At 71.9% G+C, this 24,265-nt stretch carries 24 protein-coding genes; 13 read left to right on the top strand and 11 right to left on the bottom strand.

Translation table 11 applies throughout. The features are described 5' to 3' along the window. Nucleotides 1–38 precede the first annotated feature (38 nt). A complete protein-coding gene (locus tag M1L60_RS19615; protein WP_253238896.1) occupies nt 39–863 on the top strand; it encodes a S1 family peptidase in 825 nt (274 codons plus the stop codon). A gap of 309 nt (nt 864–1,172) precedes the next feature. Here M1L60_RS19615 and M1L60_RS19610 read toward each other — a convergent pair whose 3' ends face one another. Continuing rightward, entirely contained in the window at nt 1,173–1,358 is a 186-nt protein-coding gene (locus M1L60_RS19610) for a hypothetical protein (RefSeq protein WP_253238895.1), read from the bottom strand. 206 nt (nt 1,359–1,564) lie between these two features. On the opposite strand from M1L60_RS19610, the gene M1L60_RS19605 reads away from it, so the two are divergent. After that, nucleotides 1,565–2,416: a hypothetical protein gene (locus tag M1L60_RS19605; protein ID WP_253238894.1), complete on the top strand. Its 852-nt coding sequence runs from the start codon at nt 1,565–1,567 to the stop codon at nt 2,414–2,416. Here M1L60_RS19605 and M1L60_RS19600 read toward each other — a convergent pair. From M1L60_RS19600 to M1L60_RS19580, 5 genes are all read right to left on the bottom strand, one after another. Beyond that, entirely contained in the window at nt 2,413–2,796 is a 384-nt protein-coding gene (locus tag M1L60_RS19600) for a VOC family protein (RefSeq protein WP_253238893.1), read from the bottom strand. The genes M1L60_RS19605 and M1L60_RS19600 overlap by 4 nt on opposite strands. A gap of 60 nt (nt 2,797–2,856) precedes the next feature. Next, nucleotides 2,857–3,699, bottom strand: a complete 843-nt coding sequence (locus M1L60_RS19595; RefSeq protein WP_253238892.1) for a hypothetical protein — start codon at nt 3,697–3,699, stop codon at nt 2,857–2,859. Between the two features lie 104 nt (nt 3,700–3,803). Continuing rightward, a complete protein-coding gene (locus M1L60_RS19590; RefSeq protein WP_253238891.1) occupies nt 3,804–4,058 on the bottom strand; it encodes a hypothetical protein in 255 nt (84 codons plus the stop codon). A gap of 98 nt (nt 4,059–4,156) precedes the next feature. Further along, nucleotides 4,157–5,140 (bottom strand): polysaccharide deacetylase family protein, encoded by a 984-nt coding sequence (locus M1L60_RS19585; RefSeq protein ID WP_253238890.1) that lies wholly within the window; start codon nt 5,138–5,140, stop codon nt 4,157–4,159. 176 nt (nt 5,141–5,316) lie between these two features. Continuing rightward, nucleotides 5,317–5,982 carry a YncE family protein gene (locus tag M1L60_RS19580; RefSeq protein ID WP_253238889.1) on the bottom strand — a complete coding sequence of 222 codons (666 nt, stop codon included), beginning with the start codon at nt 5,980–5,982 and terminating at the stop codon, nt 5,317–5,319. A 71-nt stretch (nt 5,983–6,053) separates the two neighbouring features. Between M1L60_RS19580 and M1L60_RS19575 the strand changes: the two genes are divergently transcribed. The 4 genes from M1L60_RS19575 to M1L60_RS19560 all read left to right on the top strand — a co-directional run bounded on the left by M1L60_RS19575 (nt 6,054) and on the right by M1L60_RS19560 (nt 11,605). Next, nucleotides 6,054–6,533 carry a hypothetical protein gene (locus M1L60_RS19575; RefSeq protein WP_253238888.1) on the top strand — a complete coding sequence of 160 codons (480 nt, stop codon included), beginning with the start codon at nt 6,054–6,056 and terminating at the stop codon, nt 6,531–6,533. Nucleotides 6,534–6,658: 125 nt separating this feature from the next. Then, on the top strand, nt 6,659–7,192 hold the full coding sequence (locus tag M1L60_RS19570; RefSeq protein WP_253238887.1) for an RNA polymerase sigma factor: 534 nt from the start codon (nt 6,659–6,661) through the stop codon (nt 7,190–7,192). Next, complete coding sequence (locus tag M1L60_RS19565; protein ID WP_253238886.1) at nt 7,185–7,907, top strand: hypothetical protein; 723 nt, start codon at nt 7,185–7,187, stop codon at nt 7,905–7,907. Before M1L60_RS19570 ends, M1L60_RS19565 begins: the two co-directional genes overlap by 8 nt. Nucleotides 7,908–8,029: 122 nt before the next feature. After that, complete coding sequence (locus M1L60_RS19560) at nt 8,030–11,605, top strand: S8 family peptidase (RefSeq protein WP_253238885.1); 3,576 nt, start codon at nt 8,030–8,032, stop codon at nt 11,603–11,605. A 28-nt stretch (nt 11,606–11,633) separates the two neighbouring features. Here the strand turns inward: M1L60_RS19560 and M1L60_RS19555 are convergent, their stop codons facing one another. Beyond that, entirely contained in the window at nt 11,634–12,572 is a 939-nt protein-coding gene (locus M1L60_RS19555; RefSeq protein WP_253238884.1) for a helix-turn-helix domain-containing protein, read from the bottom strand. A 123-nt stretch (nt 12,573–12,695) separates the two neighbouring features. Here M1L60_RS19555 and M1L60_RS19550 point away from each other — a divergent pair, with 123 nt between their 5' ends. From M1L60_RS19550 to M1L60_RS19530, 5 genes are all read left to right on the top strand, one after another. After that, a complete protein-coding gene (locus M1L60_RS19550) occupies nt 12,696–13,835 on the top strand; it encodes a type III PLP-dependent enzyme (RefSeq protein ID WP_253238883.1) in 1,140 nt (379 codons plus the stop codon). Nucleotides 13,836–13,875: 40 nt separating this feature from the next. Next, the gene (locus M1L60_RS19545; RefSeq protein WP_253238882.1) at nt 13,876–15,219 is read left to right on the top strand and encodes a DUF4832 domain-containing protein; all 1,344 of its coding nucleotides are present in this window, start codon (nt 13,876–13,878) and stop codon (nt 15,217–15,219) included. Between the two features lie 163 nt (nt 15,220–15,382). Next, nucleotides 15,383–15,733, top strand: coding sequence for a nucleotide pyrophosphohydrolase (locus M1L60_RS19540; RefSeq protein WP_253238881.1), 351 nt, complete (start codon nt 15,383–15,385; stop codon nt 15,731–15,733). A gap of 274 nt (nt 15,734–16,007) precedes the next feature. Next, nucleotides 16,008–17,417 (top strand): polyprenol phosphomannose-dependent alpha 1,6 mannosyltransferase MptB, encoded by a 1,410-nt coding sequence (gene mptB, locus M1L60_RS19535; RefSeq protein ID WP_253238880.1) that lies wholly within the window; start codon nt 16,008–16,010, stop codon nt 17,415–17,417. Then, nucleotides 17,414–18,568, top strand: coding sequence for a glycosyltransferase 87 family protein (locus M1L60_RS19530; RefSeq protein ID WP_253238879.1), 1,155 nt, complete (start codon nt 17,414–17,416; stop codon nt 18,566–18,568). The genes mptB and M1L60_RS19530 overlap by 4 nt, the downstream gene beginning before the upstream one ends. Before the next feature lie 59 nt (nt 18,569–18,627). Here M1L60_RS19530 and M1L60_RS19525 read toward each other — a convergent pair whose 3' ends face one another. Next, entirely contained in the window at nt 18,628–19,194 is a 567-nt protein-coding gene (locus M1L60_RS19525) for an SGNH/GDSL hydrolase family protein (RefSeq protein ID WP_253238878.1), read from the bottom strand. Between the two features lie 149 nt (nt 19,195–19,343). Between M1L60_RS19525 and M1L60_RS19520 the strand changes: the two genes are divergently transcribed. Both M1L60_RS19520 and M1L60_RS19515 read left to right on the top strand, forming a co-directional pair. Continuing rightward, the gene (locus tag M1L60_RS19520; RefSeq protein ID WP_253238877.1) at nt 19,344–20,072 is read left to right on the top strand and encodes an ABC transporter ATP-binding protein; all 729 of its coding nucleotides are present in this window, start codon (nt 19,344–19,346) and stop codon (nt 20,070–20,072) included. A 1-nt stretch (nt 20,073) separates the two neighbouring features. Then, nucleotides 20,074–21,384 (top strand): FtsX-like permease family protein, encoded by a 1,311-nt coding sequence (locus M1L60_RS19515; RefSeq protein WP_253238876.1) that lies wholly within the window; start codon nt 20,074–20,076, stop codon nt 21,382–21,384. On the opposite strand, the gene M1L60_RS19510 is transcribed toward M1L60_RS19515, so the two are convergent. The 3 genes from M1L60_RS19510 to M1L60_RS19500 are packed head-to-tail and all read right to left on the bottom strand — an operon-like array spanning nt 21,351 to nt 24,264. Continuing rightward, entirely contained in the window at nt 21,351–22,424 is a 1,074-nt protein-coding gene (locus tag M1L60_RS19510; protein WP_253238875.1) for a vWA domain-containing protein, read from the bottom strand. The genes M1L60_RS19515 and M1L60_RS19510 overlap by 34 nt on opposite strands. Then, nucleotides 22,424–23,380, bottom strand: a complete 957-nt coding sequence (locus tag M1L60_RS19505; protein ID WP_253238874.1) for a VWA domain-containing protein — start codon at nt 23,378–23,380, stop codon at nt 22,424–22,426. The genes M1L60_RS19510 and M1L60_RS19505 overlap by 1 nt, the downstream gene beginning before the upstream one ends. Next, entirely contained in the window at nt 23,377–24,264 is an 888-nt protein-coding gene (locus M1L60_RS19500; protein WP_253238873.1) for a DUF58 domain-containing protein, read from the bottom strand. Before M1L60_RS19500 ends, M1L60_RS19505 begins: the two co-directional genes overlap by 4 nt. Between the last annotated feature and the right edge of the window lies 1 nt (nt 24,265).

The raw sequence follows: 24,265 nt of genomic DNA, 5'->3' as shown, positions 1-24,265 counted from the left end.
ATTGACAGGTTTAAATGGGTGGTGCGAGGGTGCGGGCCATGCGCTTACGACGTGCTCTCGCCCTCGCCGCCGCCACTGCCGCCGCCATCACCGGCGTCGTGGCCGGACCGGCCCCCGCCCAGGCGGTCGCCGCCACCTCATTGGCGTCCACTATCGCGCTGAGCAACTGCTCGGCCTCGCTCGTGCGGTATCCGTCCTCGGTCAGCAGCGACCGGGCCATGATGCTGACCAACGGGCACTGCTACGAGGGCGGTTTCCTCAGTGCCGGTCAGGTGCTGCAGAACCGCACCTCGTCGCGGTCGGGCACGCTGCTCAACAGCGGCGGCGGGTCACTCGGCACGGTCCGGGCCGACCGGGTGCTGTACGCCACGATGACCGGCACCGATGTCGCGCTGTACCGGCTCACCAGCACCTACGCGACCCTCTCGAGCCGGTACGGGGTGACCGCGCTGACCATCGCCGGCAGCCGCCCCGCGGCCGGGGCAAGCATCAGCATCCCGTCCAGCTACTGGAAGCGCATCTGGAACTGCAAGATCGACAACTTCGTCCCCACCCTGCGCGAGGGCGAATGGACATGGCGCGACGCCATCCGCTACGACGTCAACTGCGACACCATCCACGGCACGTCCGGCTCCCCGATCGTCGACGCCACCACCAACCAGGTAGTAGGCATCAACAACACCGGCAACGACGACGGCGAGATGTGCACCCTGAACAACCCGTGCGAGGTAGCCGCGGACGGCACGACGCGGGCCTACCAGGGCCAGAGCTACGGCGAACAGACGTACTGGTTCACCACCTGCCTGACCGCAGCCCGCGTGATCGACCTCAACAAATCCGGCTGCCAACTGACCCGGCCCTGACAAATTGATCCGAGAATGGCCGGGACGTGGGTTCGCCTGCGGCCCGGCCGTTCGGTCAGTAGATTCGGCCTAACCGGTGATATCGCGCGCCCGAGGGCATTCGTTGAGAAGCCGGTAACCTTCCTTGTCGCCCGTGAGCGGTGGGAAGAAATTGAACCGGATCGAGCGAAGGATCTTCGTCATGGTGACCTTGACCGATGTCCGACGGGGCGGCGAAGGCGGCAACTTCCGCTGACCGCGCCCGTCCCCCGCACGTTGTCGAGCCGCCCGGTGGGCGGCTTCGATGCTTTCCGGGGGCGGCTGAAAGCCTTACCTGGCCGTGAATGCGGTCAGCAGGACCACCAGGACCAGCGACAGTGACAACGAGACGGTGAGCAGGCCGGCCGCCGTGAGCCGCTCGGACGTGACGCTCGGGGCGGCGAAGAGATTCTGGAACCGGCTGCCGCCCTCGCCGCCGTGGAACGGTTTGGAACGCCCGTTCGGTGAATGGCGCATGTGGATCTCTGCCCCCTCGATCCCCGCTGCCGGCCAAGTCATTTGGTCCTCGGCAAGGATGCGATGTGGCCGTCCGAGATCGCAACGTTGCGCACGTGAATATCTTGGCTCACCGGGAAGAGCGCCGCACAATCACCATCCCGAGTGATGCCGGCGGATAGCATTTTCGGCACCATGGGTAATTCGGAGACCTGTGGGGGTCGATCTTGAGCAAGAAGCTGTTTCAGGATTTCACCAGCTTCGCCGTGCTCACCATCGGGCTCACGTCCGGCGTCGCCCAGCTCGCCGGGCCGGGCACGGGTTTCGGCCGGATCCTGCTCATGGGCGTCTGCGTCGTCTGCTTCCTCTACCTGATCGTCCGCTACACGCTGCACTTCCTGGTGCGCCGCAACGAGCAGTTGCGCGCGGAGCTCACGACCCAGCAGGTGGCTCACCGCAGCTATGTCGAGGCCATCAACAAGATCATCGATCAAGAGGGTCCCATCTACGCCGAGAACCTCGAGGTGACCGTGGTGATCGGGACCGACGACGACGGCGACACGATCGTCGAGCGGCGGCAGACCAAGCCGCTGCCGCGGGTCACCCAGCGGGCCATCCGGCCGATCGTGCCGGTGGGCAACGACCGGATCGTCGGCCTCGACGACATCGGGCTGCGCTGCACGCTCGAGAAGATCAGCGGGACCATCACGCCGCGGCCCCTGGCCCACAACGGCATGCCCCGGGTCTGGCTGGTCTTCGAACCCGGGCTGACCGAGACCTTCACCTGGCAGATCAACTACTGCTCGCCCGGGCTGTGGGCGCCGCTGCGCAAGCGGGGATCGGATCTGCTCATCTGGACCGACCGGTTGCCGGCGGGCAACGGAGCCACGTCGGTGCTCAACGAATTGTCGGTCCGGTTCGTCTTTCCCGCCAGCGAGAAAGCGCCCACAGTGCATGAGCGCCACGGCTTCGGCCACGTGAAGGCGGCGGTGCCGAGCGAAAGCGGCTGGCTGGTCGTCTACACCGACCCGGCCCCGGCCGGTCGTCGCTACGAATGGGACCTGGCCCAGGCGATCTAGGCGACGCAGAACTCGTTGCCCTCGGGGTCGAGCATCACCACGTGGCCGAGGTGGTCGCCGTAGAACTCGTCCCGTAGTTCGGTGGCGCCGGCTGCGCGCAGTTCCGCGACCTTGGCGCGGATCAGGGTCTCGCGGGCGGGCATGTCCCACGGGGGTTCGCCGGCCACCCGCAGGTCGATGTGGAGGCGGTTCTTGCTGGTCTTGGGCTCGGGCACCCGTAGGAAGCCGACGGCCGGGCCCCGGCCGTCGGGGTCGATCAGGGAGGCGCCGTCGGGGTCGTCGTAGCCGGGCTCGGCGATGTAGCCCAGCGCCGCCGCCCAGAACGCGGCCAGCCGGTGCGGGTCCTCGGCGTCCCCGCCGAGCGTCCAGTGCGTCGCCATGCCCTGCAGGCTAACGGGCCTCAGCGGTCCGTACAGGCCCGAACCGGGCCCGGCCCGGGGTCACTGCCAGGCGGCGGCCAGGGCGACCGGCTGAGCGGTCTCGGTGAGGCCGGCCGGCAGGTGGCGGCGCAGCTCGGCGGCCCGGGCGGTGGCCGACCAGGATTCCTGGCGCAGGCTGTCGCGGGTGCGGCGGGCCAGTTCGGCGTCGTGGGCGGCGGCCTGCTCGGCGGCCACGGCGCGCTCGTAGTGGTCGCGCAGGTGGCCGGCGGCGGCGCGGAGGACGACCAGTTCCTGCTCCAGCGGGTGCAGGCGCGGGTCCCAGCCGGCCCGGCCGGCCAGCGCGTCGGCCACCGCGGCGGCGGGCAGCCAGCCGTTGCCGGCCGCCGTGCGCACGGCCTTGTGCAGGAAGCGCTCGCGGGCCACGTACTCGGTGGGGGTCTGCGCGCTCCACGGGACGCCGAAGGCGGACCCGGCCCGGCGGGTGCGCAGCCGGGCGTCGGCGTCCAGCCAGGCCTGCCAGGCGTCGGTGACCTCGTCCGAGGCCGTCTCCCAGCGCTCCTGCCAGCGGTCGGCGGCCAGCGCGGCCCGGTCGGCGGCGACCCGCACCTCCTCGGCGAACTGGGTCGCGGCCAGGGCTTCGAGGGCCAGTTCGCGGCGCTCCTCGGTGCGGTCGCGCAGCCACGTGAACGTCTCGCACATCGTCTGCCACGGGTTGCGCATGGCCCGCGGGCTGGCCAGCAGCAGCATGGCGGGCAGGGTGAGGATCCACAGGGTGACCCAGATGGCCGCCGGGGCCGGGTTGGTCAGCAGCATTTCCGCAACAACGTTGTTCATCGCCAGGTAGTCCTGTCCGCTCGGGAAGAAGGTCGGGCTGGGCGCCGACGGGAACGCGGAAAGGGCCACGCCGCCGAAGGCTGTTCGGGTCCGCGCGGGCCAGGGTCGCCGAAGGAACCGGGGGCGCGGAAGCAGCGACCACGGGCACGGCCGCGAGGGCCGTCAGCGCGTGATCAGGCGGTGTGGAAAGGCGGGGCGCGGGAGCCGGTGACCCCGGCCGTGCGCTGTGCCCGGAGAGCCCGCGTGCGGTCGGCGACAGGGCCTTCCGGCGTACGGGTCTCTGCCTCAGCCGATTCGGGACCGGCAGTGTCGGCAGTGGATTCGGCCGCGGACGCGCCGTGCGCCACACCCACGAGGGTGAGGGCCAGCGTCAGCAGCAGGAACGGCAACGACCGCAGCAGAGCGCCGCGGAGTGAGTTCGTTGCCATGGGCCCCAGGTTACCCATTCGGACGAGAAAGGACAGATCGCCACTCCGATGATCAAAAGGTGAGTGCGGAGGCCCGGCGGCCCCCGCACCCGACCCGGTCAGCCCACCCGGCAGCTCAGCGACGGCCAGTTCCAGTTACCGCCGTGCTGAATGGTGAGGCCGAACGTGTTGCCGTTCCCGTTGGGCCGTGCCGTCATCACCAGGCCGGTGCTGTCGTAGCTGACCGACGCGTTCCAGGTGGCGATGACCCGCTGCGGCGACCGCAGCGTCACGGTGACGACCCAGTTGTTCGTTCCACTCACGGCGATCGAGCCGTTGAACCGGTCCGACCACTGCTGACCAGCGGTGTACGTGGTGGTGCAGGCCCCGCCCGTGGGCGGGGGAGTGGTGGGGTTGCCGCCGCCGTCGGGGGCCACGGCCCGGCCGGTGGCGGACGAGATGGTGCCCGCGCACAGGCCGCGCTGGGCCAGCCCGGCCGCGATCTGCGGGATGGCGTTGATGGTGGTCTGGTAGTTGTCGTGCATCAGGATCAGCTGGCCGTTGGTCAGTCGTGCGGCGGCCTGCACGATCGCCGCGGTGCTGGCCCCGTTCCAGTCCTGCGAGTCGACGTCCCAGGTCACGGTGCGCAGCCCGAGGGCCGAGGCGGCCGACTGCAGCGTCCCGTTGGTCTCGCCGTACGGGGGCCGGAAGATGGTCGGGGTGCCCCCGCCCGCGTTGCGGATGGCCGTCTGGGTGCGCGACAGCTCCGAGGACATCTGGGCCTGGCTCAGCGTGAGCATGTGCGGGTGGGTGTAGCTGTGGTTGGCCACCCACATGCCGGCCGACACCTGGGCCGCCACGAGGCCGGGGTTGGCCGCCGCGTTCTGGCCGGTGTTGAACATCGTGGCCCGCAATCCGTTGCTGCGTAACGTGTTCAGCAACGTCGTGGTGGTGCCGGGGTTGGGCCCGTCGTCATAGGTGAGGCCGACGTAGCCGTTGGCGCAACCGGCCGCGGCCTGGGCCGGGGGAGTGAGGGCGACCGCGCCGGCGCCGGCCAGCAGCGCCGCCGCGACGGTCAGGATCAGGGATCGAGGACGGATCACGGGGATTCACCTTCGTCGGGGATCGGGGAGGCCCGGCCGGTGGCAGCCGAGCAATCGACGAGTGTCGTTGCGATCCATCTTGGGAGCGCACCCACGATCCGTCAACCATTAACTTCCGACGATCTATCGCCTGGTGGAGTCGATGATTGTCGATCAAGACGAGCCGAAACTTTCGGTCATTTGACGGAAAGCAGATCGGTCAGGCCGCCGACCCGGGCCCGGCCCCGCAGCTCGCCCGAGGCGGCGTCCAGCCAGACCACCTCGTTCTGGCCCCCGGCATAGAGTCGCGCCCCGTCCGTGCTGAGCCGCAATCCGCGTACGGGCGCCGACAACACCCACGTGGCCGCCGTCTGATCGGTGTTGCGGTCGAGCGCGTGCACAGCATTGCCGTCCGCCACGAACAGCCGGGCGTCGGCGCTGTAGGCCAGGCTGCCCGGTCCCCGGCCGGCCGGGATCCGGGCCACCCGCTCGATCTGAAGTGTCTCGGTGTCCGCGTGCGCGATCGAGCCGGACGCCGTGTCCAGCACCGCCAGCCGGTTCCCGTCGACCGCCAGCGCGTGCCCCTCGGCCGGGCCCCGGCCGAACGGGTCGGGCAGGTCGAGGCAGTACGCCCACCGCTCGGCCAGGTGCAGCACGTGGACGAACGCGTGCACGTGGTTGCGGGTGCCGTTGAGCAGGTTGCGGGTGTGCTGATGCTCGGGCTGGTGGGTGTAGAGCGTGTACAACGTCTGCCGGTCCGCGGAGTAGACGGCCTGTCGCCCGCGGCCCTGCATCTGTTCCTCGGCGCCTTCCGGCACGGGCTTCTTGTCCCGCGTGTACAGCGGGTACAGCTTGCCCGTCACTGAAGTCCAGCAGCCGTACGCGGTAATGGTCCGGCCGGTCGGCCGGCTGCCAGTCGAGCACGAACAACCCGGTGCCGTCCGACGTGAAGGCGTCCGGCTCGACGCAGCCCGGCAGGTTGAACTTCTGCCGCCGGCCGGCCCCCACGATCAAGAGCCCTGATTGCGTACGGGCGGCCGGCGGCTCACCCGGCGGTGTGGTCAGCAGCACGCACAGATCCGACGACTCGGCGACCACCCGGGGCATCCATCCACCCCCGATCTCGTGCCTCTGGAGGGATGCCCCGGTCGCCGCGGACACCCGGGCCAGGCCGTCGTCGCCGGCGACGTACGCGATGTCACCGGCCCGGCTCAGCACGGAGCCCGCGCCGATCGGCCGCACCTCACCGCCGCTCAGCCGGACGACCCCATTCGGGCTGCCGGCCAGCACCACGTCCGGCACCGAGGACGACAAGGGAGCAGCGGTGGCGGCGGGCTCGCGGCAGCCGGCCAGGACGGAGGCGGCGAGCACGCCACCGGACAGCGTCAGGAACGAGCGGCGTGTGGTCATGTGAGGGAGACACCACAACTTCGCATCGGGTTCCGGGAACCGTTCCGCCGCGGCCGGTGTCAGTGCAGTGTCGGTGCGAAGAAGGAGCCGAGGCTGAGAGAGGCCATCGAGATCGACGATGCCACGGCGGTGAGCCGGGCGCGGGGTGGCGACCGGGGGGCGTACGAGGTCCTGGTCGCCCGCTACACCGTGCCCGCGCATCGGGCGGCCGTGCTGCTCGGCGCGGGTGACGACGCCGACGACGTGGTGCAGGAGGCGTTGGTGAAGGCGTACCGGCAGTTGTCGCGCTACCGCGGCGAGTCCGGCTTCCGCCCGTGGCTGCTGGCGATCGTGGCCAACGAGACCCGCAACCTGCACCGGTCCCGCCGCCGCCGCGACGGTCTGGCCCTGCGCGCCGCCTCAGCCGCCGAACCCTTGCCCGACGCGCCCGATCCGGCCGACACCGTGCTGGCCCGCGAGCGCCGGGCCCGGCTGGTCGAGCGGCTGCGCGGGCTCGACCGGCGCGACCAGGACGTCCTCGTCTGCCGCTTCCTGCTCGACCTCAGCGAGCAGGAGACGGCGGCCGCCCTCGGACTGCCCAAGGGCACCGTGAAGTCGCGGACGTCGCGGGCCCTGGCCCGGTTGCGCGAGCACCTGCGGACCGAGGAGGTGCCCGGTGCCTGACCACGACGACGACCTGATCGCCGAACTGCGCGACCTGGGCGCCCACCTGGCCGTGCCCGAGGCGGCCGACCAGCGCGTGGCCGTCCGCGAGCGGTTGATCGCCCGCAAGGGCAACCGGTGGCGGGTCTGGCTGGCGGCGGCCGTGGCTGCGGTCGCGGTCACCGTGGTCGCGGTCGAGCCGGCCCGCGCCGCCGTCATCGACGCGGTGGCGTCGGTGCTGCGGATCGCCGGCATCGAGGTGGAGCGGTCGGACCGGGCGGCTCCGGTCAACCCGGATCCCAGCCCGCTGCCCTCGACCGGCCCGGCCGGCCTGGCCGAGGCGAAGCGGAAGGCGCCTTTTGCCGTGCTGATGCCGGCCGCCCTCGGCCCGCCCGAACGCGTGGAACTGGCCGACCCCGACGACAAGGGCGTGCCCAGGGTGGTCAGTGCGCTCTACCGCGGCGGCACGGTGCGGTTCGACCAGTTCGACGGGTCGGCCGGGGCCTTCTTCAAGCAGGCCGGCGAGGCCGAGTGGACCGACGTGGGGGGCAACATGGCGATCTGGCTGCCCGGCCCGCACACGCTCACCTACGTCGACCGCACCGGGGTCGAGCGCAGTGCCACCGCGCGCCTCGCCACGCCCACGCTGATCTGGGAGCAGGGCCAGGTGACGTACCGGCTCGAGGGCTTCACCAGCCTCGACGAGGCCCGGGCCACCGCCACCTCCCTTTCTTGATCGAATTCATTCAGGTCCCTGTCCACATCGCGCCATGTCGTCTGTGCGGCAGCGCGCACACCTCCCGGCGGGACATCGGCCCACTTCAAAATGCGTGACAACCCCACGCTAAGGAGTCGGCCTTGTCACCACACAAGCGCCTCACCGGTGCTCTCGCCGGCATCCTGATCGGAACCGGCAGCGTCGCCGGGTTCGCCCCAGGACCCGCCGTTGCCGCCCCCGCGCCGGCCCGAGCCGCCACCCCGCCCGCCGCGCAGGCGATCACGCTCGTCACCGGCGACGTCGTCCAGCTCGCGCCCACAGGGGACGGCCGGGTCGCCGCGACCGTGCGGCCGGGACCCGGCCGGGCCGGGATGTCGTTCACGACCACCGAGACCGAGGACGGCCTGCGGGTCGTCCCGCGCGACGCCGTGCCGCTGATCGCCGACGGCCGCGTCGACGCCGAGCTGTTCGACGTGCAGCACCTGGTCGACGAGGGCTACGGCGACGCGGCCCGGCCGACGCTGCCCCTGATCGTGCAGTCGGCGCCGGGCGCCCGGGCGCTGAGCGCCACTCCGGGCACCGAGCTGCCCAGCCTCGGGGCCGTGGCCGTGCGCGCGGACAAGAAGCAACTCGCGGACTTCTGGCGTACGCAAGCGGGCGCCGGAACCGGATCCCGCACCGCACCCACCGGCAAGATCTGGCTCGACGGCAAGGTCGAGCCGGTGCTCGACCGCAGCACCGCGCAGATCGGCGCGCCCGACGCGTGGCGGGCCGGCCTGGACGGCGCCGGCGTCAAGGTGGCCGTGCTCGACACCGGGGCCGACCAGAACCACCCCGACCTGGCCGGCCGGGTCCTCGAGGCCCGCGACTTCAGCGGCAGCGAGACCGGGACGACCGACCACTTCGGACACGGAACGCACGTGGCGGCCACGGTCGCCGGCTCGGGCGCGGGATCGAACGGCACCCGTAAGGGCGTGGCGCCCGGCGCGCGGCTGCTGATCGGCAAGGTGCTCGACGACAGCGGCTCCGGCTACGAGTCCGGGATCATCGCCGGCATGGAGTGGGCGGCCGGCGCGGGCGCCAAGGTCGTCAACATGAGTCTGGGCGGCGGCGCCACCGACGGCACCGACCCGATGAGTGCGGCCGTCGACGAGATCAGCGCCTCGACCGGCACCCTGTTCGTGGTGGCGGCGGGCAACGAGGGCGCGGACTACTCGGTCGGCACACCCGGCGCGGCCCCGGCCGCCCTGACCGTCGGCGCGGTCGACCGGGACGACCGGATGGCCGAGTTCTCGAGCCGGGGCCCGCGCTTCGGCGACGAGGGGCTCAAGCCCGAGATCACCGCGCCCGGCGTCGGCATCGTCGCCGCCCGGGCCGCGGGCACCGCGATGGGCAGCCCGGTCGACGAGCTCTACACCGCGGCCAACGGCACCTCGATGGCCACCCCGCACGTGGCCGGCGCGGCCGCCGTCATCGCCCAGCAGCACCCGGGCTGGACCGGCGCGCAGATCAAGGACGAACTGGTCAGCACGGCCAGGACGCAGAGCGAGACCTCGGTCTACGCCCAGGGCGCGGGCCGGGTCGACCTGACCCGGGCCACCAGCCAGACGGTGTCCGCGACCGGCGTGGCCGACTTCGGGCTGCACGCCCTCGACGAGACGCCGGCCCAGGTCGAGCGGACCGTCACCTACACCAACGCGGGCACCGCGCCGGTGACGCTGACCCTGGCCAAGACCGTGGCCGCGGTCAGCCTGTCGGCCGCCACGGTCACCGTGCCCGCCGGCGGCCGCGCCGGCGTCACACTCACCTTCGACCTCGCCACGGCCACGCCCGGCCAGTTCAGCGGCTGGCTCACCGCCACCGGACCGGCCGGGGTCAAGGTCACCACGGCGATCGGCGGCACCCTGGACAAGCAGCGCCACCTGGTCACGTTCAAGGCCGTGAACCGGGCCGGGAAGCCCTCGGCCGTGCCGGTCCTGCAGGTCTTCGGCGACGAGCAGCGCTACGACATCCTCAACTTCCTGATGGAGGGTGAGGAGAAGACGTTCCAGGTCGGCGAGGGGGACTACCTGGTCGACGCCACCATCCAGGACGGCGGGCCGGCCGACGAGCAGGACAACCTGATCACCATCCCCGAGCTGAAGGTCGACCGCGACCTGACCGTGGTGCTCGACGCCCGTACGGCCAAGCCGATCCGGATCGAGACGCCCAGGCCGGCCGAGCAGCAGACGGTCGAGAGCTACTACGTGCACCGGGTCACCGGCACCGGCCGCGGCATCATCAACGGCTTCATGAACTTCAGCACCATCCAGAAGATCAACGTGACGCCGACCGCGAAGCTCCGGAAAGGCAGCTACGAGTTCTCGTCGCGCTGGCAGCTGGTCGCGCCGCTGGCCCAGGCCACCGTGCCCGGCGTCTCCGGGGAACTCGACGTCAACCCGGTCGTGTCCTCCCCGCTGTACGACGGCACTCGCCGGTTCGACCTGGTCAAGGGCCTCGGCGGCAAGGTCCGTGGGAAGGCGGTCGTGGTCGAGGGCGACAACCCGGACGACACGGCTCAGGCCGCCGCCGCAGCCGGTGCGGCTCTGGTCCTGCTGGTGGTGCCGGCTGATCGCAGCGCCTGGCAGCCGTGGGATCCGAGCAGCCCGCGTCTGCCGGTTCCGATCGCCCTGGTGCCGGGCGGCGACGGGCAGCGGATCCTGGCCCGCGCGGCCAAGCCCGGCGCGAGTCTGACGCTGACGCTCACCCCGAACAGCCCCTACCTGTACGACGTGTTCCAGGTGACCAAGAGCCAGGTGCCCGCGGCCGGCATCGTGCACAAGGTCACCGCGGCCAACTCGCACCGGATCACCGCGAGCTACCCGCACAACGGCGGGCTCGACTGGATCAAGGAGCAGCGCTTCGCCTGGCGGCCGTACCAGACCTACTCGTGGAACGACACGTACCGTCAGGTGCGGACGCCGTCCGTGCGCGAGGAGTGGGTGTCGGCCGGTGACAGCGTGTGGCAGCACCAGGTGCACCACGAGTTCTCCTGGGTCAGCTTCGGCGGCAGTCTGCTCGGCGGCATCGAGGAGGACCCGGTGTCGTACCCGAAGGCCGGCGCCTCGACCGAGACCTGGAACAAGCCGGTCGTCCGTCCGGCCACACCCGGCGGGTACGCCAACACCCGCGACGGCAACACGTTGAAGCTGCGAGTCGCGTCCTACGTGGACAGCAGCGACCGGCACCACCTGATCGAGTCGACCCCGACGACGTTGTCCCGCAACGGCGCCGAGATCGCCACGCTCGACAACGGCTGGCAGGACGTGCCCGTGCCGGCCGGGAACGCGACGTACAAGCTGGCCATGACGACCAAGCGGCTCAGCATGGACGCGGCCGACTGGCAGTACGGCACGTCGACCGCGACCGAGTGGACCTTCAAGTCCGGTGCCGCGGGCAAGCTGCCGCTGCTCCAGATCGGCTACGACGCGCCGGTCACCGCGACCGGGGTGACCACCAAGCTTCCGCACCTGCTGGGCGTCGAGGTGCCGAACGCCCGGAAGGTGAGAGTCGAGACCTCGGCCGACGAGGGCAAGACCTGGAAGACCGCCCTGACCATCGGCTCGACCGTGATCGTGCCGGCCGGGAAGGGGACGGTGTCGCTGCGGGTGACCGCTTCGGACCAGGCCGGGAACTCGGTCACGCAGACCGTGATCCGGGCCTACGGCCGGGCATGAAACCGCTCGCGGAGGACCGGTGGCCGGCCTACAGCCAGCCCCGCCGGGCGGCCTGGAAAGCCAGGCCGGCCCGGGTGTCCACGCCGGCCGCCTCCATCAGCCGGTCGAGCCGGCGCTGGACCGTCCGGCGGCTGACCCCGAGCTGGGTCGCGATGGACTTGTCCGGCAATCCCGCGACAAAGAGTGACAGCAGTAGTTTGTCGGGCTCCTCCTCGCTACCGTCCGGCAGCAGCGGAGTGGCGCGTTCCCAATAGCTCTCGAAGAGAGCGACCAGGGCGTCGAGGAGCTCACTGGGGCGGATCAACGCCGCGGTGGGCTCCCCGACACCCCGGGAGGCGTCGGGCACCAGCGGGCAGATCGCGAAAGTACGGTCGGCAATGGCCAGGCGCACAGGCAGGGTGGGCAGGGTCCGGGACTCCTCGCCCAGCCGCATCGCCTCGACGATGCTGTCCAACTCGCCGGGCTTCTCGAGCAGGTCCCGCTCGTAGATGGCCTTGTAGCGGACGCCGCGTTCCAGCGCCCCCGACTCCTCGGCGTTCTCCGGGCCCTGCATCGCGATCGGGTTGGCCCGGCAGAACCAGAAGATCTCGTCGCGGGCCGAGTCCTGCATCTCGCGCAGCCTGTCCCGCAGGGCCTGGGCGCCGACCACGATCTCGACCAGATGGTCGGAGTTCCGCCGCCGGGTGTTGGTGCGGTACTCCTCGCTGAGCGCGGCCACCATCTGCCGCGACGACTCGAGGGCCTGCTGCTCGCGCAGCAGCGTCTCGCCCAGCGCCACGTCGGCCGGCAGGGCGTGGAAGAGCGGACCGGGCGTGGCCAGCCCCTTGCGGTGCAGAGCCTCGAGCAGCGCGGAGGCCTCGACGGGATCGAGGCCGGCCTGCGCCGCCAGATCCGTCGGGGCAGCTCCGGCCATCCGCACGAGCAGGCGGTAGGCGTGCTGCTCCGGTGTGGAGAGCAGGTCGGACACGCCGTAACTGTAATGAGAATTCCAAATCTTTCTCGATGTCGATATCTGGCAAACACGCAGAGCAGTGATGGAAGTACGCTGAGTGTCGTCGTTGCCCCCGTCATCGATGAGGACACCGCAGCCATGACAGTGACCGCAGATGAGACAGCGCAGCCGGCGCTCGCGGCCGGCCCGCACCAGACCCCGTGCCTGGTGATCGACATCGACGTGGCCCGTGAGCAGTACAGACGGATCGCCGAAGCGTTCGCCGGAGCCGACATCCACTACGCCGTGAAGGCCAATCCCGAACTGCCCCTGCTGCGAGCGCTGGTCGCCGCCGGGTGCCGGTTCGACGTCGCCAGCCGGGCCGAGATCGACCTCTGCCTGGCCGCCGGCGCCTCTCCGGGTGACCTCAGTTACGGCCATCCGATCAAGAAGAGCGAGGACATCGCGTACGCGTACGCCCGCGGGGTACGCACGTTCGCCTTCGACAGCGAGGGCGAACTCGACAAGATCGTTCGGCACGCGCCCGGATCCTCGGTGCTGTGCCGGGTGCTCGCCTCCAGCCAGGGGGCGCGCTGGCCGCTCAGCCGCAAGTTCGGGTGCGTGCCCGAGATGGCGGTCGACCTGATGAAAGTGGCGGCGTTGCGCGGGCTCGACCCGGCCGGCATCGCCTTCCACGTCGGGTCGCAGCAGCTGTATCCGGAACGGTGGGAGCCCAGCGTCGCCACCGCCGCCGCGATCTTCGCCGAACTGCGCGAGGCCGGCATCTCGCTGCGCATCCTGAACGCCGGGGGCGGCTTCCCGGTCTCGTACCGTACGCCGGTGGCGCCGATCTCGGCCTACGCGGCGGCCATCGAGACGGCCGTCCGGCGGCACTTCGGGCTGTTCACGCCGTCCCTCATGATCGAACCGGGCCGGTACGTGGCCGCCCCCGCCGGGGTGCTGCACACCCAGGTCGTGCTGGTCGCCCGCAAGTCGTACGACGACGAGCCGCGCTGGGTCTACCTCGACGTGGGCCGGTTCGGCGGGCTGGCCGAGACCGAGGAAGAGGCCATTCAGTACGAACTGTCGACGGCCCGCGCCGGGCCGAGCGGCCCGGTGATCCTGGCCGGGCCGACGTGCGACAGCGTCGACATCCTCTACCAGCACGCACCTTACGATCTCCCGCTGGACCTGGCGGCCGGCGAGGTGATCCGCATTCTGGGGACGGGTGCTTACACGGCGACGTACTCGTCCGTCGGCTTCAACGGGCTGCCGCCCCTGCGGACGGTGGTGCGCTGAGTCTTCTCAGACCGGCCGTGGGCTGGTCGATAACCGAATCATGCGTCTTCTACCCGTCGCGGCCCTGGCTGTCGCCGTGCTGCTGCCCGGCACGGCCTCGGCCGCGACGTCGTCGACGTCCGTCACCCGCTCCTACGCGGCGCCGGCCTCGTCCGTCACCCGCTCCTACGCGGCGCCGGCCTCGTCCGTCACGAAGACGTACGCGGCGACGGCCGAGACCATCGCCAACCCGGGGCGCGGCTTCTTCGCGTACACGGAGACGCAGTTCGGCGCCGGCTTCGAGCCCTTGGCCGCGGACGTCGGCGGCCGCACGCTGGTCTATCGGCACTACTACCTGCGGAAGTACCAGGCCGTGGACCGGATCTCGGCGGCCGACCTCGCGCTGATCGGGGCCGACCTGGCCATCGCCCGCCAGGCCGGCGTGAAGCTGGTGCTGCGGTTCTCGTACAGCTCGGAATCGGACGCCGACGCGCCCCGGGCCCGCGTGCTCGGGCACATCGCCCAGCTCGGACCCGTGCTGAAGGCCAACGCCGACGTGATCTTCGCGCTGCAGGCGGGCTTCATCGGCCAGTGGGGCGAGTGGTACTACAGCGCCCACTTCTCCTCCTCGCCCGGCGTGCTGACCGCGCAGAACTGGTCCGACCGCAAGGCAGTGCTGGCAGCGCTGCTGGCCGCGACCGCCCCGACGACGCTGATCCAGGTGCGCACCCCCGAGTACAAGCGGCGGCTGTTCCCGGCCGTGACCCGCATCGGCCTGCACAACGACTGCTTCCTGGCCGGCACCGACGACTACGGCACGTACACCGCCCCCGACGACACCAAGTGGCTGGCATCCTCGACGACGACCCTGGTCGGGGGCGAGACGTGCGACGTGTCGGCCCGGTCGGGCTGGCCCGACGCCGGGGCCGAGATGGCCCGCTACCACTGGACGTACCTGAACCCGTCCTTCAACGAGCAGGTGCTGGCCTCGTGGGGCGCGGCCGGGCGGGCCGAGGTCGCGCGCAAGCTCGGCTACCGGCTGCGCCTGGTCAAGGCCACCCTGCCGGCCAAGGCGCGCCCCGGCACGCAGGTCACCGCGCGGATCACGCTGGCCAACGACGGCTACGCCGCCCCCGCCGAGAACCGCCCGGTCCAACTGCTGCTCAACGGTGCACCAACCAAGATCAACGCCGACCCTCGCTCGTGGCCGCCGGGCCGCCCGATCACTTTGACGGTGACGTTCAAGGCTCCGCCCAAGGGCACCTACCGCCTGGCCCTCAACCTGCCCGACGCGTCGCCCCGGCTCGCGAAGACCCCCGCCTACTCGATCCACCTGGCCAACCCCGGCGTGTGGAACCCGACCACCGGCTGGAACTCGCTGAACACCACCCTGACCGTCGCCTGATCCCGCTCGCCCGCCCGCCCCGCCCGACCCGCCCCGCCCGCCCGACCCGCCCGGCCCGTCCGACCCGTCCGACCCGTCCGACCCGCCCGGCAGTCCGGCAGTCCGGGGTGCCTCCGCGGGTGGAATTCGCGGAACAGCATCTGACGTCTGGTAGGCATGGCTCGTGTCGTCTGTCAGTGAGTTGACGTTGCTGGTGCGCGAGTTCGCACAGGCCCGGGACTGGGAACGGTTCCACACGCCCAAGAACCTCGCCATGGCCCTGGCCGGGGAAGTAGGCGAACTTCTGGCCGAGTTGCAGTGGCTCACCCCCGAGCAGTCGGCCACGGTGATGAACGACCCCGAGCTGGGCCCACGGGTGCGGGCCGAGATGGGCGACGTGACGATCTACCTGGTCCGGCTGGCCGACGTTCTCGGCATCGACCTCGTCGAGGCGGCCACCGACAAGCTCGAGGACTCCGCCCGCCGCTACACCGTCGAGGCCGCCCGCGGCTCAGCCGCAAAGATCTCCGACTGAGCTGAACCCTCGCAAGACGAAACGTCGCGTCTCGCCAAACGGTCTGTCTCCTCCCGCGCCACCCAAACGAGGCGTCTCGTCCCGTCTCGCGAGACGAAACGTTTCGTCTCGCGCAGCGCGCGCGGAATGGAACAGCTTGTCGCGCGCAACGCAACGTTTCGTCTCGCTCGGCGGGGCGGGGGCGTTCGCGGGCGGGGTGAGGGGACGGCGGCCGGTCACTTGAGGGACGGCGGATGGTCCCCGTAGCGACACCCTTCATTGAGAAGGTGCTGCCGTGTCAAACGATCACGCCCGGAAACTGGCGCGCGTCACCGGCTTCGCGGGAAGCTGCCTGATAGCCGTCGGCGGGCTCGGCGCGGGCGCGTTACCGGTCGGGATCCCGTTCTTCGCGGGACTCAAGCATGTCCGGATCGGCCTGTTCGCGGTCTACGGCGGCCTGCTCCTGCTCCTGTTGGCCTGGTGGTGGCTCGGACGGCTGAGCCGGGCCGGTGACACCCGCGCGATGTGGCGTACGGCCGCTCTCTGGGCCGCACCCCTGCTGATCGCACCGCCGCTGTTCAGCCGCGACGTCTACAGCTACCTCGCCCAGGGCCGGATGCTCGGCGAGGGCTTCGACGTCTACCGGACCGGTCCGTCGGCTCTAGGCGGGTTCTTCGCCGAACAGGTGCCCGCCATCTGGCAGCACACCCCCAGCCCGTACGGCCCGGTCTTCCTGCTGCTGTCCGAACTGGTCGCCGCGCCGATCGGCGGCCACCTGCTGACCGGCGTGATCGCCATGCGGCTCCTGGCCGTCGTGGGTCTCGCGCTTCTGGCGTACGTCATCCCGCCCCTCGCCACCGCGGCCGGAGTTCCGCCCCACCAGGCCCTGTGGCTGGCCGTCCTCAACCCGCTCGTGCTGATCCACTTCGTCGGCGGCGCGCACAACGACGCGCTGATGGTCGGCCTGCTCGCGGCCGGCCTGGCCGCCGCCGTTCGCAACCGCCCCCTGGTGGCGACCGTGTTGGTGGTAGCGGCCGCTTTGATCAAAGCGCCGGCCGTGCTGGGCCTGCTCGCGGTCGCGGTGATCTGGGCGTCCCGGCTCGACGGCCGGCTACCGCGCCTGCGCGCCTCGGCCGGGGTGGGCGCCACCGCGGCGGCGGCGACCGCGGTGCTGACCCAGATCGCGGGCACCGGCTACGGCTGGATCTCGGCCCTGGACACCCCGATCTCGCCCGAGAATCTGTCCCTGACCGGCGTGCTCGGCCGCTGGACGGCGGACCGGCTGCGCGGCGACGGTGTCGGCGAGCTGTTCGTGCTCGACCTGTGGCGCTGGCTCGGCGTGCTGGCCACACTCGTCGTCGTCGGTCTGGTCCGGGCGTATCTCGACCGCCTCGGCCCGGTCTACGGCCTGGGGGTGGTGCTGGCCGCGGTCGTTGCTTTCGGGCCGGCATTACGCCCCTGGTACCTGATCTGGGCGCTGGTGCCGCTGGCCGCCGCGGCCGGGCACCGGTGGGTGCGGCGTGCGCTCGCGGCGAGCTGCGCGGTGATGGCGCTGGTGGTGCTGCCGGACGGATTCGCCGTCGATGCCACCGAGCTGTTGCTCGCGGTGCTGGGCGGGCTGACCGGATGCGCGGTCTTCCTGGCCGTACGCCTGGCCGCCGCGCCCGCCGCCGGCCGGCTCCTCCCGGCGCGGGCCGCCCGATGACGCGCCTCCGGATCCTGATCGTCGTTGCCGCCGCCCTCGCCGTCGGCGTCTTCCTGGTGACCGTGCCGACCTTCCGCGAGTTCTTCGACCTCGGCGTCTACCGCGGCGCGGTCCGCTCGTGGCTGCTCGACGGCAACGAGCTGTACGACTTCCTCTACCAGGACACCGAGTACGGCTTCACCTATCCGCCGTTCGCCGCCCTCGTCCTCAGCCCGCTCGCCCTGACCAGCTGGCCGGTGGCGATCGCGGCGAGCGTCGTCGTCAACGTCGCCGCCGTGGCCCTGCTGCTGCACTGGTTCGTGGCCCCCGTGGTGCGCCGGCACGGCGCTCCGATGTGGTTCGTGTGCGCGCTGGCCTTCCTGGCCGTCCTGGTCTTCGAACCGGCCCGCGACACGTTCAGCTTCGGCCAGGTCAACCTGGTCCTGCTGGTGCTCGTGCTGCTCGACCTACGCGCCCTTTCCACCGGCCGCCGCTGGGCCGGCGTGGGCATCGGCCTGGCCGCCGCGATCAAACTGACCCCCGTCGTCTTCATCGGCTACCTGCTGGTGACCCGCCAGTACCGGGCCGCCGCCACCGCGACCGCCACCGCGGCCGGCGCGACTCTGCTGGCCGTCCTGATCGCCCACACCACCTCAGCCCAGTTCTGGCTGACCACCCTGTGGGACACCGACCGCGTAGGCCGCCTCGAGTACGTCTCCAACCAGTCCCTGCGCGGCGTCGTGGCCCGCCTCGACCTGCCGAGCGCCTGGTGGCTGGCCGCAGTCGCCCTGGTCCTGGCAATGTGGTTCCTACGCGTACGCCTGCTGCGCAGCACCCCCGACCACGCGGCCGGCTTCGCCACGACCGCCGTGGTGGCCTGCCTGATCAGCCCGGTCACCTGGGTCCACCACCTGGTCTGGCTGCTCCCCGCCCTGTTCCTGCTGACCGACGCCGCCCTGCGCGACCGCTCCCGCCCCCGCCTGCTCACGCTGGCCGCCACCTACGTCATCCTGAGCAGCAGCGTCGTCTGGCTCTGGTGGGCCGGCGCCCACGGTTTCCTGGCCGCCCTCGGCAGCAACACCTACGTCTGGATCAGCCTGGCCCTGCTCTTCACCATCCCGTTCCGCGCTCCGGTCTCGGCAACGCCGACCTCCGGCCTGCTGAACCACTGATCGCCCGGCCGGGAAGCCGCGCCGGGGAGCCGCGCCGGGAAAGGCCGGGCAAGCAGGTTTCAGGTGCGGGCGGCCGGCGCCGGCGGCGGCGAGTCCGGGCGGCCGGGCGACGTGCTGAGGCCGGCCGGCCATTCGCGGGCGGCCGGCTGGGCCAGGGTCGGGACCAGGTCGGTGGAGCGGCGCAGCAGCCAGCGGTTGCCCTTGGTGGCCATCCACCAGACGCGCTCGGTCAGGCTGGGTTCCGGGTTGGTGGCGGCCAGCCCGGGCAGGCGGACGACGGGGTGACCGGCCGCGCGCAGGGCCGTGGCGAAGCTGTGGGCCAGCAGCCGGTGGCCGCGTTCGGACGGGTGCAGGCGGTCGACGCTCCAGTTGGTGCGGGCGTAGGCCGCGCCGGCCAGGTCGACGTGGATCCTCCGGTGGCTCACGGCGATCGCGTCGAGGACGTCGTTGAGGGCGGCCCTCCGCCGGCCCAGCGGGCGGGCGATCACGCCGGGCAAGCCGAACATCAGGCCGGGGTCGGGCAGGACGTCGGCCAGCAGAGCCGCCCAGCCTCGCCGGCCACCGCCGGGCATCGGATCGCCGTACCCGCTGGTGACCGAGTCACCGAGGGCCGCAAAGCGGATCATGCGCACACTGCGAACGGCCCGGGAGTGCGCCGGGCCACACATCCGTGTCGGAACGTTGAAGAGATGGCTAAGTCACGCGACGTATGGCTGGGGCCCCGGCAGCGCCTACATTCGGAGGGCAGATGATCATTCGATAAAGGCGGAACCCCTTGGACGCGGTAGTCGAGGTGGAGAACCTCACCAAGTCGTTCCCCATCAGCAAAAATGAGGCGACGTCAGTGCTGCGGGGGATCAGCCTGCGGGTGCCACCCGGGCAGTTCCTGGCCATCGTCGGGCCCAGCGGCTCCGGCAAGTCCACGTTGCTCTACTGCATGTCCGCGCTCGAAGCCGCGACCACCGGCCGGGTCCGCATCCTCGGCCAGGACACGGGCGCGCTGGGCCGGGGCGCGCTGGCCAAGCTGCGCCGCGACCAGGTCGGGTTCGTCTTCCAGTCGTACAACCTGATCCCGTCGCTGACCGCCCGCGAGAACGTCGCCCTGCCGGCCCGGCTGGCCCGCCGCCGGATCTCGGGCGCCGACGTCGACCGCGCGCTGGCCGATGTCGGCCTGGCCGATCGCGGCTCCTACCGTCCGGCCGCTCTCTCGGGCGGGCAGCAGCAGCGCGTGGCCATCGCGCGCGTTCTCGCCGTACGCCCGGATGTCGTTTTTGCCGACGAGCCGACCGGCGCGCTCGACACCGAGGCCGGCGCGCAGGTGCTGGACCTGCTGGCCGGGGTGGCCCGGGCCGGCGAGGGCCGCTCGGTCGTGATGGTGACCCACGATCTCGAGGCGGCGGCCCGGGCCGACCGGGTGCTGGTGCTGCGCGACGGCGTCATCCACCGCGAGCTGCTGGATCCCCGCGCCGACGACGTGTTCGCCGCGGTCGCCGGGGCGTCCTGACATGCTGCGACTGATCTTCAGCGACCTGGTCGCCAACGCCCGCATCTGGCTCGGCGCGCTGCTCATCGCGGCGGCCACGGCAACCGTGGGCGCGGTCGTGGCGAGCGATATCCAGACGGCGGTCGCGGCCGGCGGCAACGAGGCGCTGGCCCTCTACGGCATCAGCGGCACGGTCGCCGTCTTCACCCTGATCACCGCGCTCATCGTCGTCGGCGCGGTCACCGACCTCACGGTGACTCTGCAGCAGCGCGGCTATGCCCTGTGGCAGCTGGTCGGCCTGCGCCCCGGCCTGGTCCGGCTGGTCGTCACGGCCCAGTTGTTCGTCGTGTCGCTTCTCGGCGGCGCCGTTGGCTGCCTGCTCGCCGTCCCCCTCGTGCAACCCCTTTTCCGGTACGCCTTCAGCACCTCACCCGAGCTGGCCGGGCTCACCCCGACGCTGACCCCGGCCGGCGCCGTGCCCGTCGTCCTGTTCGTGGCCGTGGTGGTCACCGTGGGTGGCTTCCGCGGCGCCGGCCGGGCCGCCCGCACCCCGCCCATCCAGTCGCTGCGCGAGGTCGAGCCGCCCGACCGCCGGATGACTGTCGCGCGGTGGCTCGGCGGTGTGGCCACCCTGCTCGTGGTGGCCGCGATCGTGTCCACTCTGCCCGGAACCGGTCTCGACACGATGGCCGTCCCGCTGATGCTGATCAGCCCGCTGCTGGCCGGGGTGCTGGCCGCGTTCGGCCCGCTGTTCCTGGCTCGCCTGGTCCGCGCCTGGACGTCGCTGGTGCCCGTCACTGCGTCCGCCGCCTGGTACCTGGCCCGCAACAGCACGGCCACCAACGCGGCCCGCAGCACCGCCACGATCAGCCCGCTGATGGTCGCGGTGGCCCTGGCCGGCGGCCTGTACGCGGCCAACGGCGCGGTCGGCGTCCCCTCCGGATCGCTCTCCACCGGCTCGGTGGTGCTGCTGCTCGGCGGCCCCCTGCTGCTGGCCGTCCTGGGCGCGGTGGCCACGGTCTTCATGTCGAGCCGCCGCCGCGAACGGGAGCTGGCCCTGATCACTGCGGCCGGCGGCTCGTCGGCGCTGGTCCTCACCGCGGCCGCCGCCGAGGCCGTGATCTATGTGGTGACCGCGCTGCTGCTGGGCGGCTCGGCCGTGGCCGTGACCACGGCGATCGGCGCGTGGGCGGCCGGCGCCTGGACCGCGGCCGGCGCGCTGCCCGCCCTGACCGTGACCGCTCTCGCCCTCGTGCTGCTGCTGGCGGCCACGGTGCTGCCCACGGCGACGGCGCTGCGTCAGGAGGTGCCGCGGGTTCTGGCCCCGGAGTGACCGGGCACCCGGTTCCACCAGAGCGACAAGCCGACACCGCCGATCACGAGCACCGACGCGGCCAGCACGAACCAGAAGGTGATCTCGACCTCTTGCTTGCGCAGGGTGAACTCGCGCGGCAGGTCGGTCAGCACATCCACGAGCTGGTCGGCGTCCTCGGCCCGGAAGTACTTGGCGCCGGTCGTGTCGGCCACCTGGGTCAGCGCCTCTTCGTCGATGTCCATGTTGCGACCGCCCCGGCCCCCACCCCAGCCGCGGCCGCCACCGAACGGGGAGTCGCCGCCGATCTGGTCGGCCGTGCACACCATCGGCGCCGGTTCGGTCGTGCCGAAGCCGATCGTGTAGACCCGCACCTTGCGCGCCGCCGCCTGCTCGGCCGCGGTCACCGGGTCGACGCCGGTGGTGTTGGAGCCGTCGGTCAGCACGACGATGGTGTCCGGTTCGTAGTCACCGAGCTGCCCCGGGTTGTCCAGCTCGACGCCCGTCCTGGCCACCCGCGGGTTGGTCTCGGCGATGGCGTCGATGGACGTGAGGATGGCCTGCCCGATCGCGGTGCCCCGGGCCGTACGCAAGGTTCCGATCGCGTCGATGAGCGCGTCCTTGTCGGTCGTCGGGGCCACCAGCAGCCCCGCGATGCCCGAGAAGGCGACCAGCCCGATCCGTGTCCCGTCCTCTTGCTTCTCGATGAACTGCCGGGCCGCGTCGGTGGCCACGGTGAAGCGGTTGGGCTGGATGTCGGTCGAGCACATCGAGCCCGACACGTCGATCGCCAGCAGCACCGACGTGCTGTTCGAGGGCACCGACACCGAGGCCTGCGGGCGGGCCAGCGCGCCGCCCAGGGCCAGCAGCGCGAGCACGAACAGCAGCGCCGGGACGCGCCGGCGCCAGGACGTACGACCGGGGAGCGCGGCCCGGATCAGCGCGACGCTCGAGACCGTGACCGCCGCCCGCTTGCGCCGCCGGTTGAACCACCAGCGCAGGGCCAGCAGCAGCGGCACCGCCAGCAGCGCGGTCAGGGCCCACGGCCAGCTGAACGACATCAGATGATCCTTCCGTGCCAGCGGGAGCCGAGGACGGCGCCCAGCATGAGCAGCAGCAGGGCGGCGCCGGCGAACGGCGCGGTCAGTTCGAGCGGCTCCTTCTTGGCCGTGAGCCGCAGGTCGATCCCCTTGGTGGTGTCGGTCAGCGTGGCCGCGTCCCCGGCCGGCAGGTACGCGCCGCCGGTGGTCCGGGCGACCGAAGTGAGCAGGGCCGGATCGAGGGCCGTGCCCAGCTGGAAGCCGTCGACCTCGACGGTCGCGCCGCGTTCGGTGCCGACGCCGACGGTCTGGATGCGCACCCCGGCCGCCGCCGCCAGCTCGGCCGCGGCCACCACGTCAGGGCCGCCCGTCTCTTGCCCGTCGCTGAAGACGACGACCGTGGCCGACGGCCAGTAGCCCAGGTCGGGCGGGGCCGCGCCCTCGTCGGGCAGGGCGACCGTCTTGCCGGTGATCGTGCCCAGCGCGACCAGGATGGCCTGGCCCAGCGAGGTGCCGCCGCCGGCCGAGAGCCGGTCGATCGCGGCCAGCGCGGCCTGGTGGTCGTCGGACGGGGCCTGGGTCAGCAGGGCCTGGTCGCCGAAGACGAGCACGCCGACGTCGACCGTGCTGGGCTGGTCGTCGACGAACTCTTTGGCCGCGGCCTGGGCGGCGCCGAGCCGGCTCGGCTGCACGTCGCCGGCCTGCATGCTGTTGGACACGTCGAACGCGAGCAGCACCGTGCCCGAGACCCGGGGCACGGTGACCTCGGCCTGCGGCCGGGCCAGACCGACGAGCAGGATCGGCAGGGCGATGAGGACAAACGCGTACGGCAGATGCCGCCGCACGGCGCCGGCCGGAGCGAACCCGAGCCGGCGCATGGCGGCCGAACGTCTCTTCTGCATGGTCCCGTACGCAAGAACTGCCGCCGCCGTCACGAGCAGGGCGACCACCAGCACGAGCGGGTAGAGGAAGCTCACCGGCGCCCCCGCCCCGACCGCTGCACCAGGTCGATCAGCGCGGCCAGCAGGTCTTGATCCGTGGTGATGCGCTGGGCGCTGACCCCGGCCCGGCGCATGCCCTCGGCCAGTTCCGCCTCGCGGGCCCCGGCCTGGTCGGCCAGCCGGCCCCGCAGCAACGGATCACTGGTGTCGACCAGCAGCTGCTCGCCCGTCTCGGCGTCCTCGACCAGGATCACCCCGAGGTCGGGCAGCTCCACCTCGGCCGGGTCGACGACCCGGATCACCACGACCTCGTGCCGGTGGGTGAGCCGGGCCAGCGGCCGGTCCCAGCCCGGGTCGCCGATGAAGTCGCTCATCACGAAGACCAGGCTGCGGCGGCGCGAGGTGGTGGTCGCGGCCAGCTTGAGCATGGCCCCGAGATCGGTGGTCCTGCCCGGCTTGCCCTTGGGGGCCGGCCGCAGCAGCTCGCGGGTGATGCGGAGCACCTGGTCGCGACCGCCGCGGGGCGGGACGATCCGGTGACCGTCGTTGTCGTAGAGGATCGCGCCGACCCGGTTGCCACCGCGCGAGACGAGCCGCGCGATGCTGACCGCGAGCTCGGTGGCGGTCGACTCCTTGCCCGCGCCCTGGCCGAACCGCATGGACGCCGACCGGTCGATCACCAGCCAAGCCGTGAGCTCGCGGTCCTCGGTGTACTGACGCACGTACGGCTCGTCCAGCCGGGCCGTGACGTTCCAGTCGATGTGGCGGACGTCGTCCTCGGTGGCGTACAGCCGCAGGTCGGTGAAGTCGATGCCGGCGCCGTGCCACACCGTGCGGTAGTTGCCCTGCAGCCGCCCGTCGAGCCGCCGCCCGAGCCGCCATTCGAGGCGCCTGAGCAGACGATCCGGAGCCGACGTCATG

It is taken from the genome of Paractinoplanes aksuensis, from assembly GCF_024137025.1.
Lineage (GTDB): Bacteria > Actinomycetota > Actinomycetes > Mycobacteriales > Micromonosporaceae > Actinoplanes > Actinoplanes aksuensis.
This window is presented reverse-complemented; position numbering and strand designations above follow the sequence as displayed.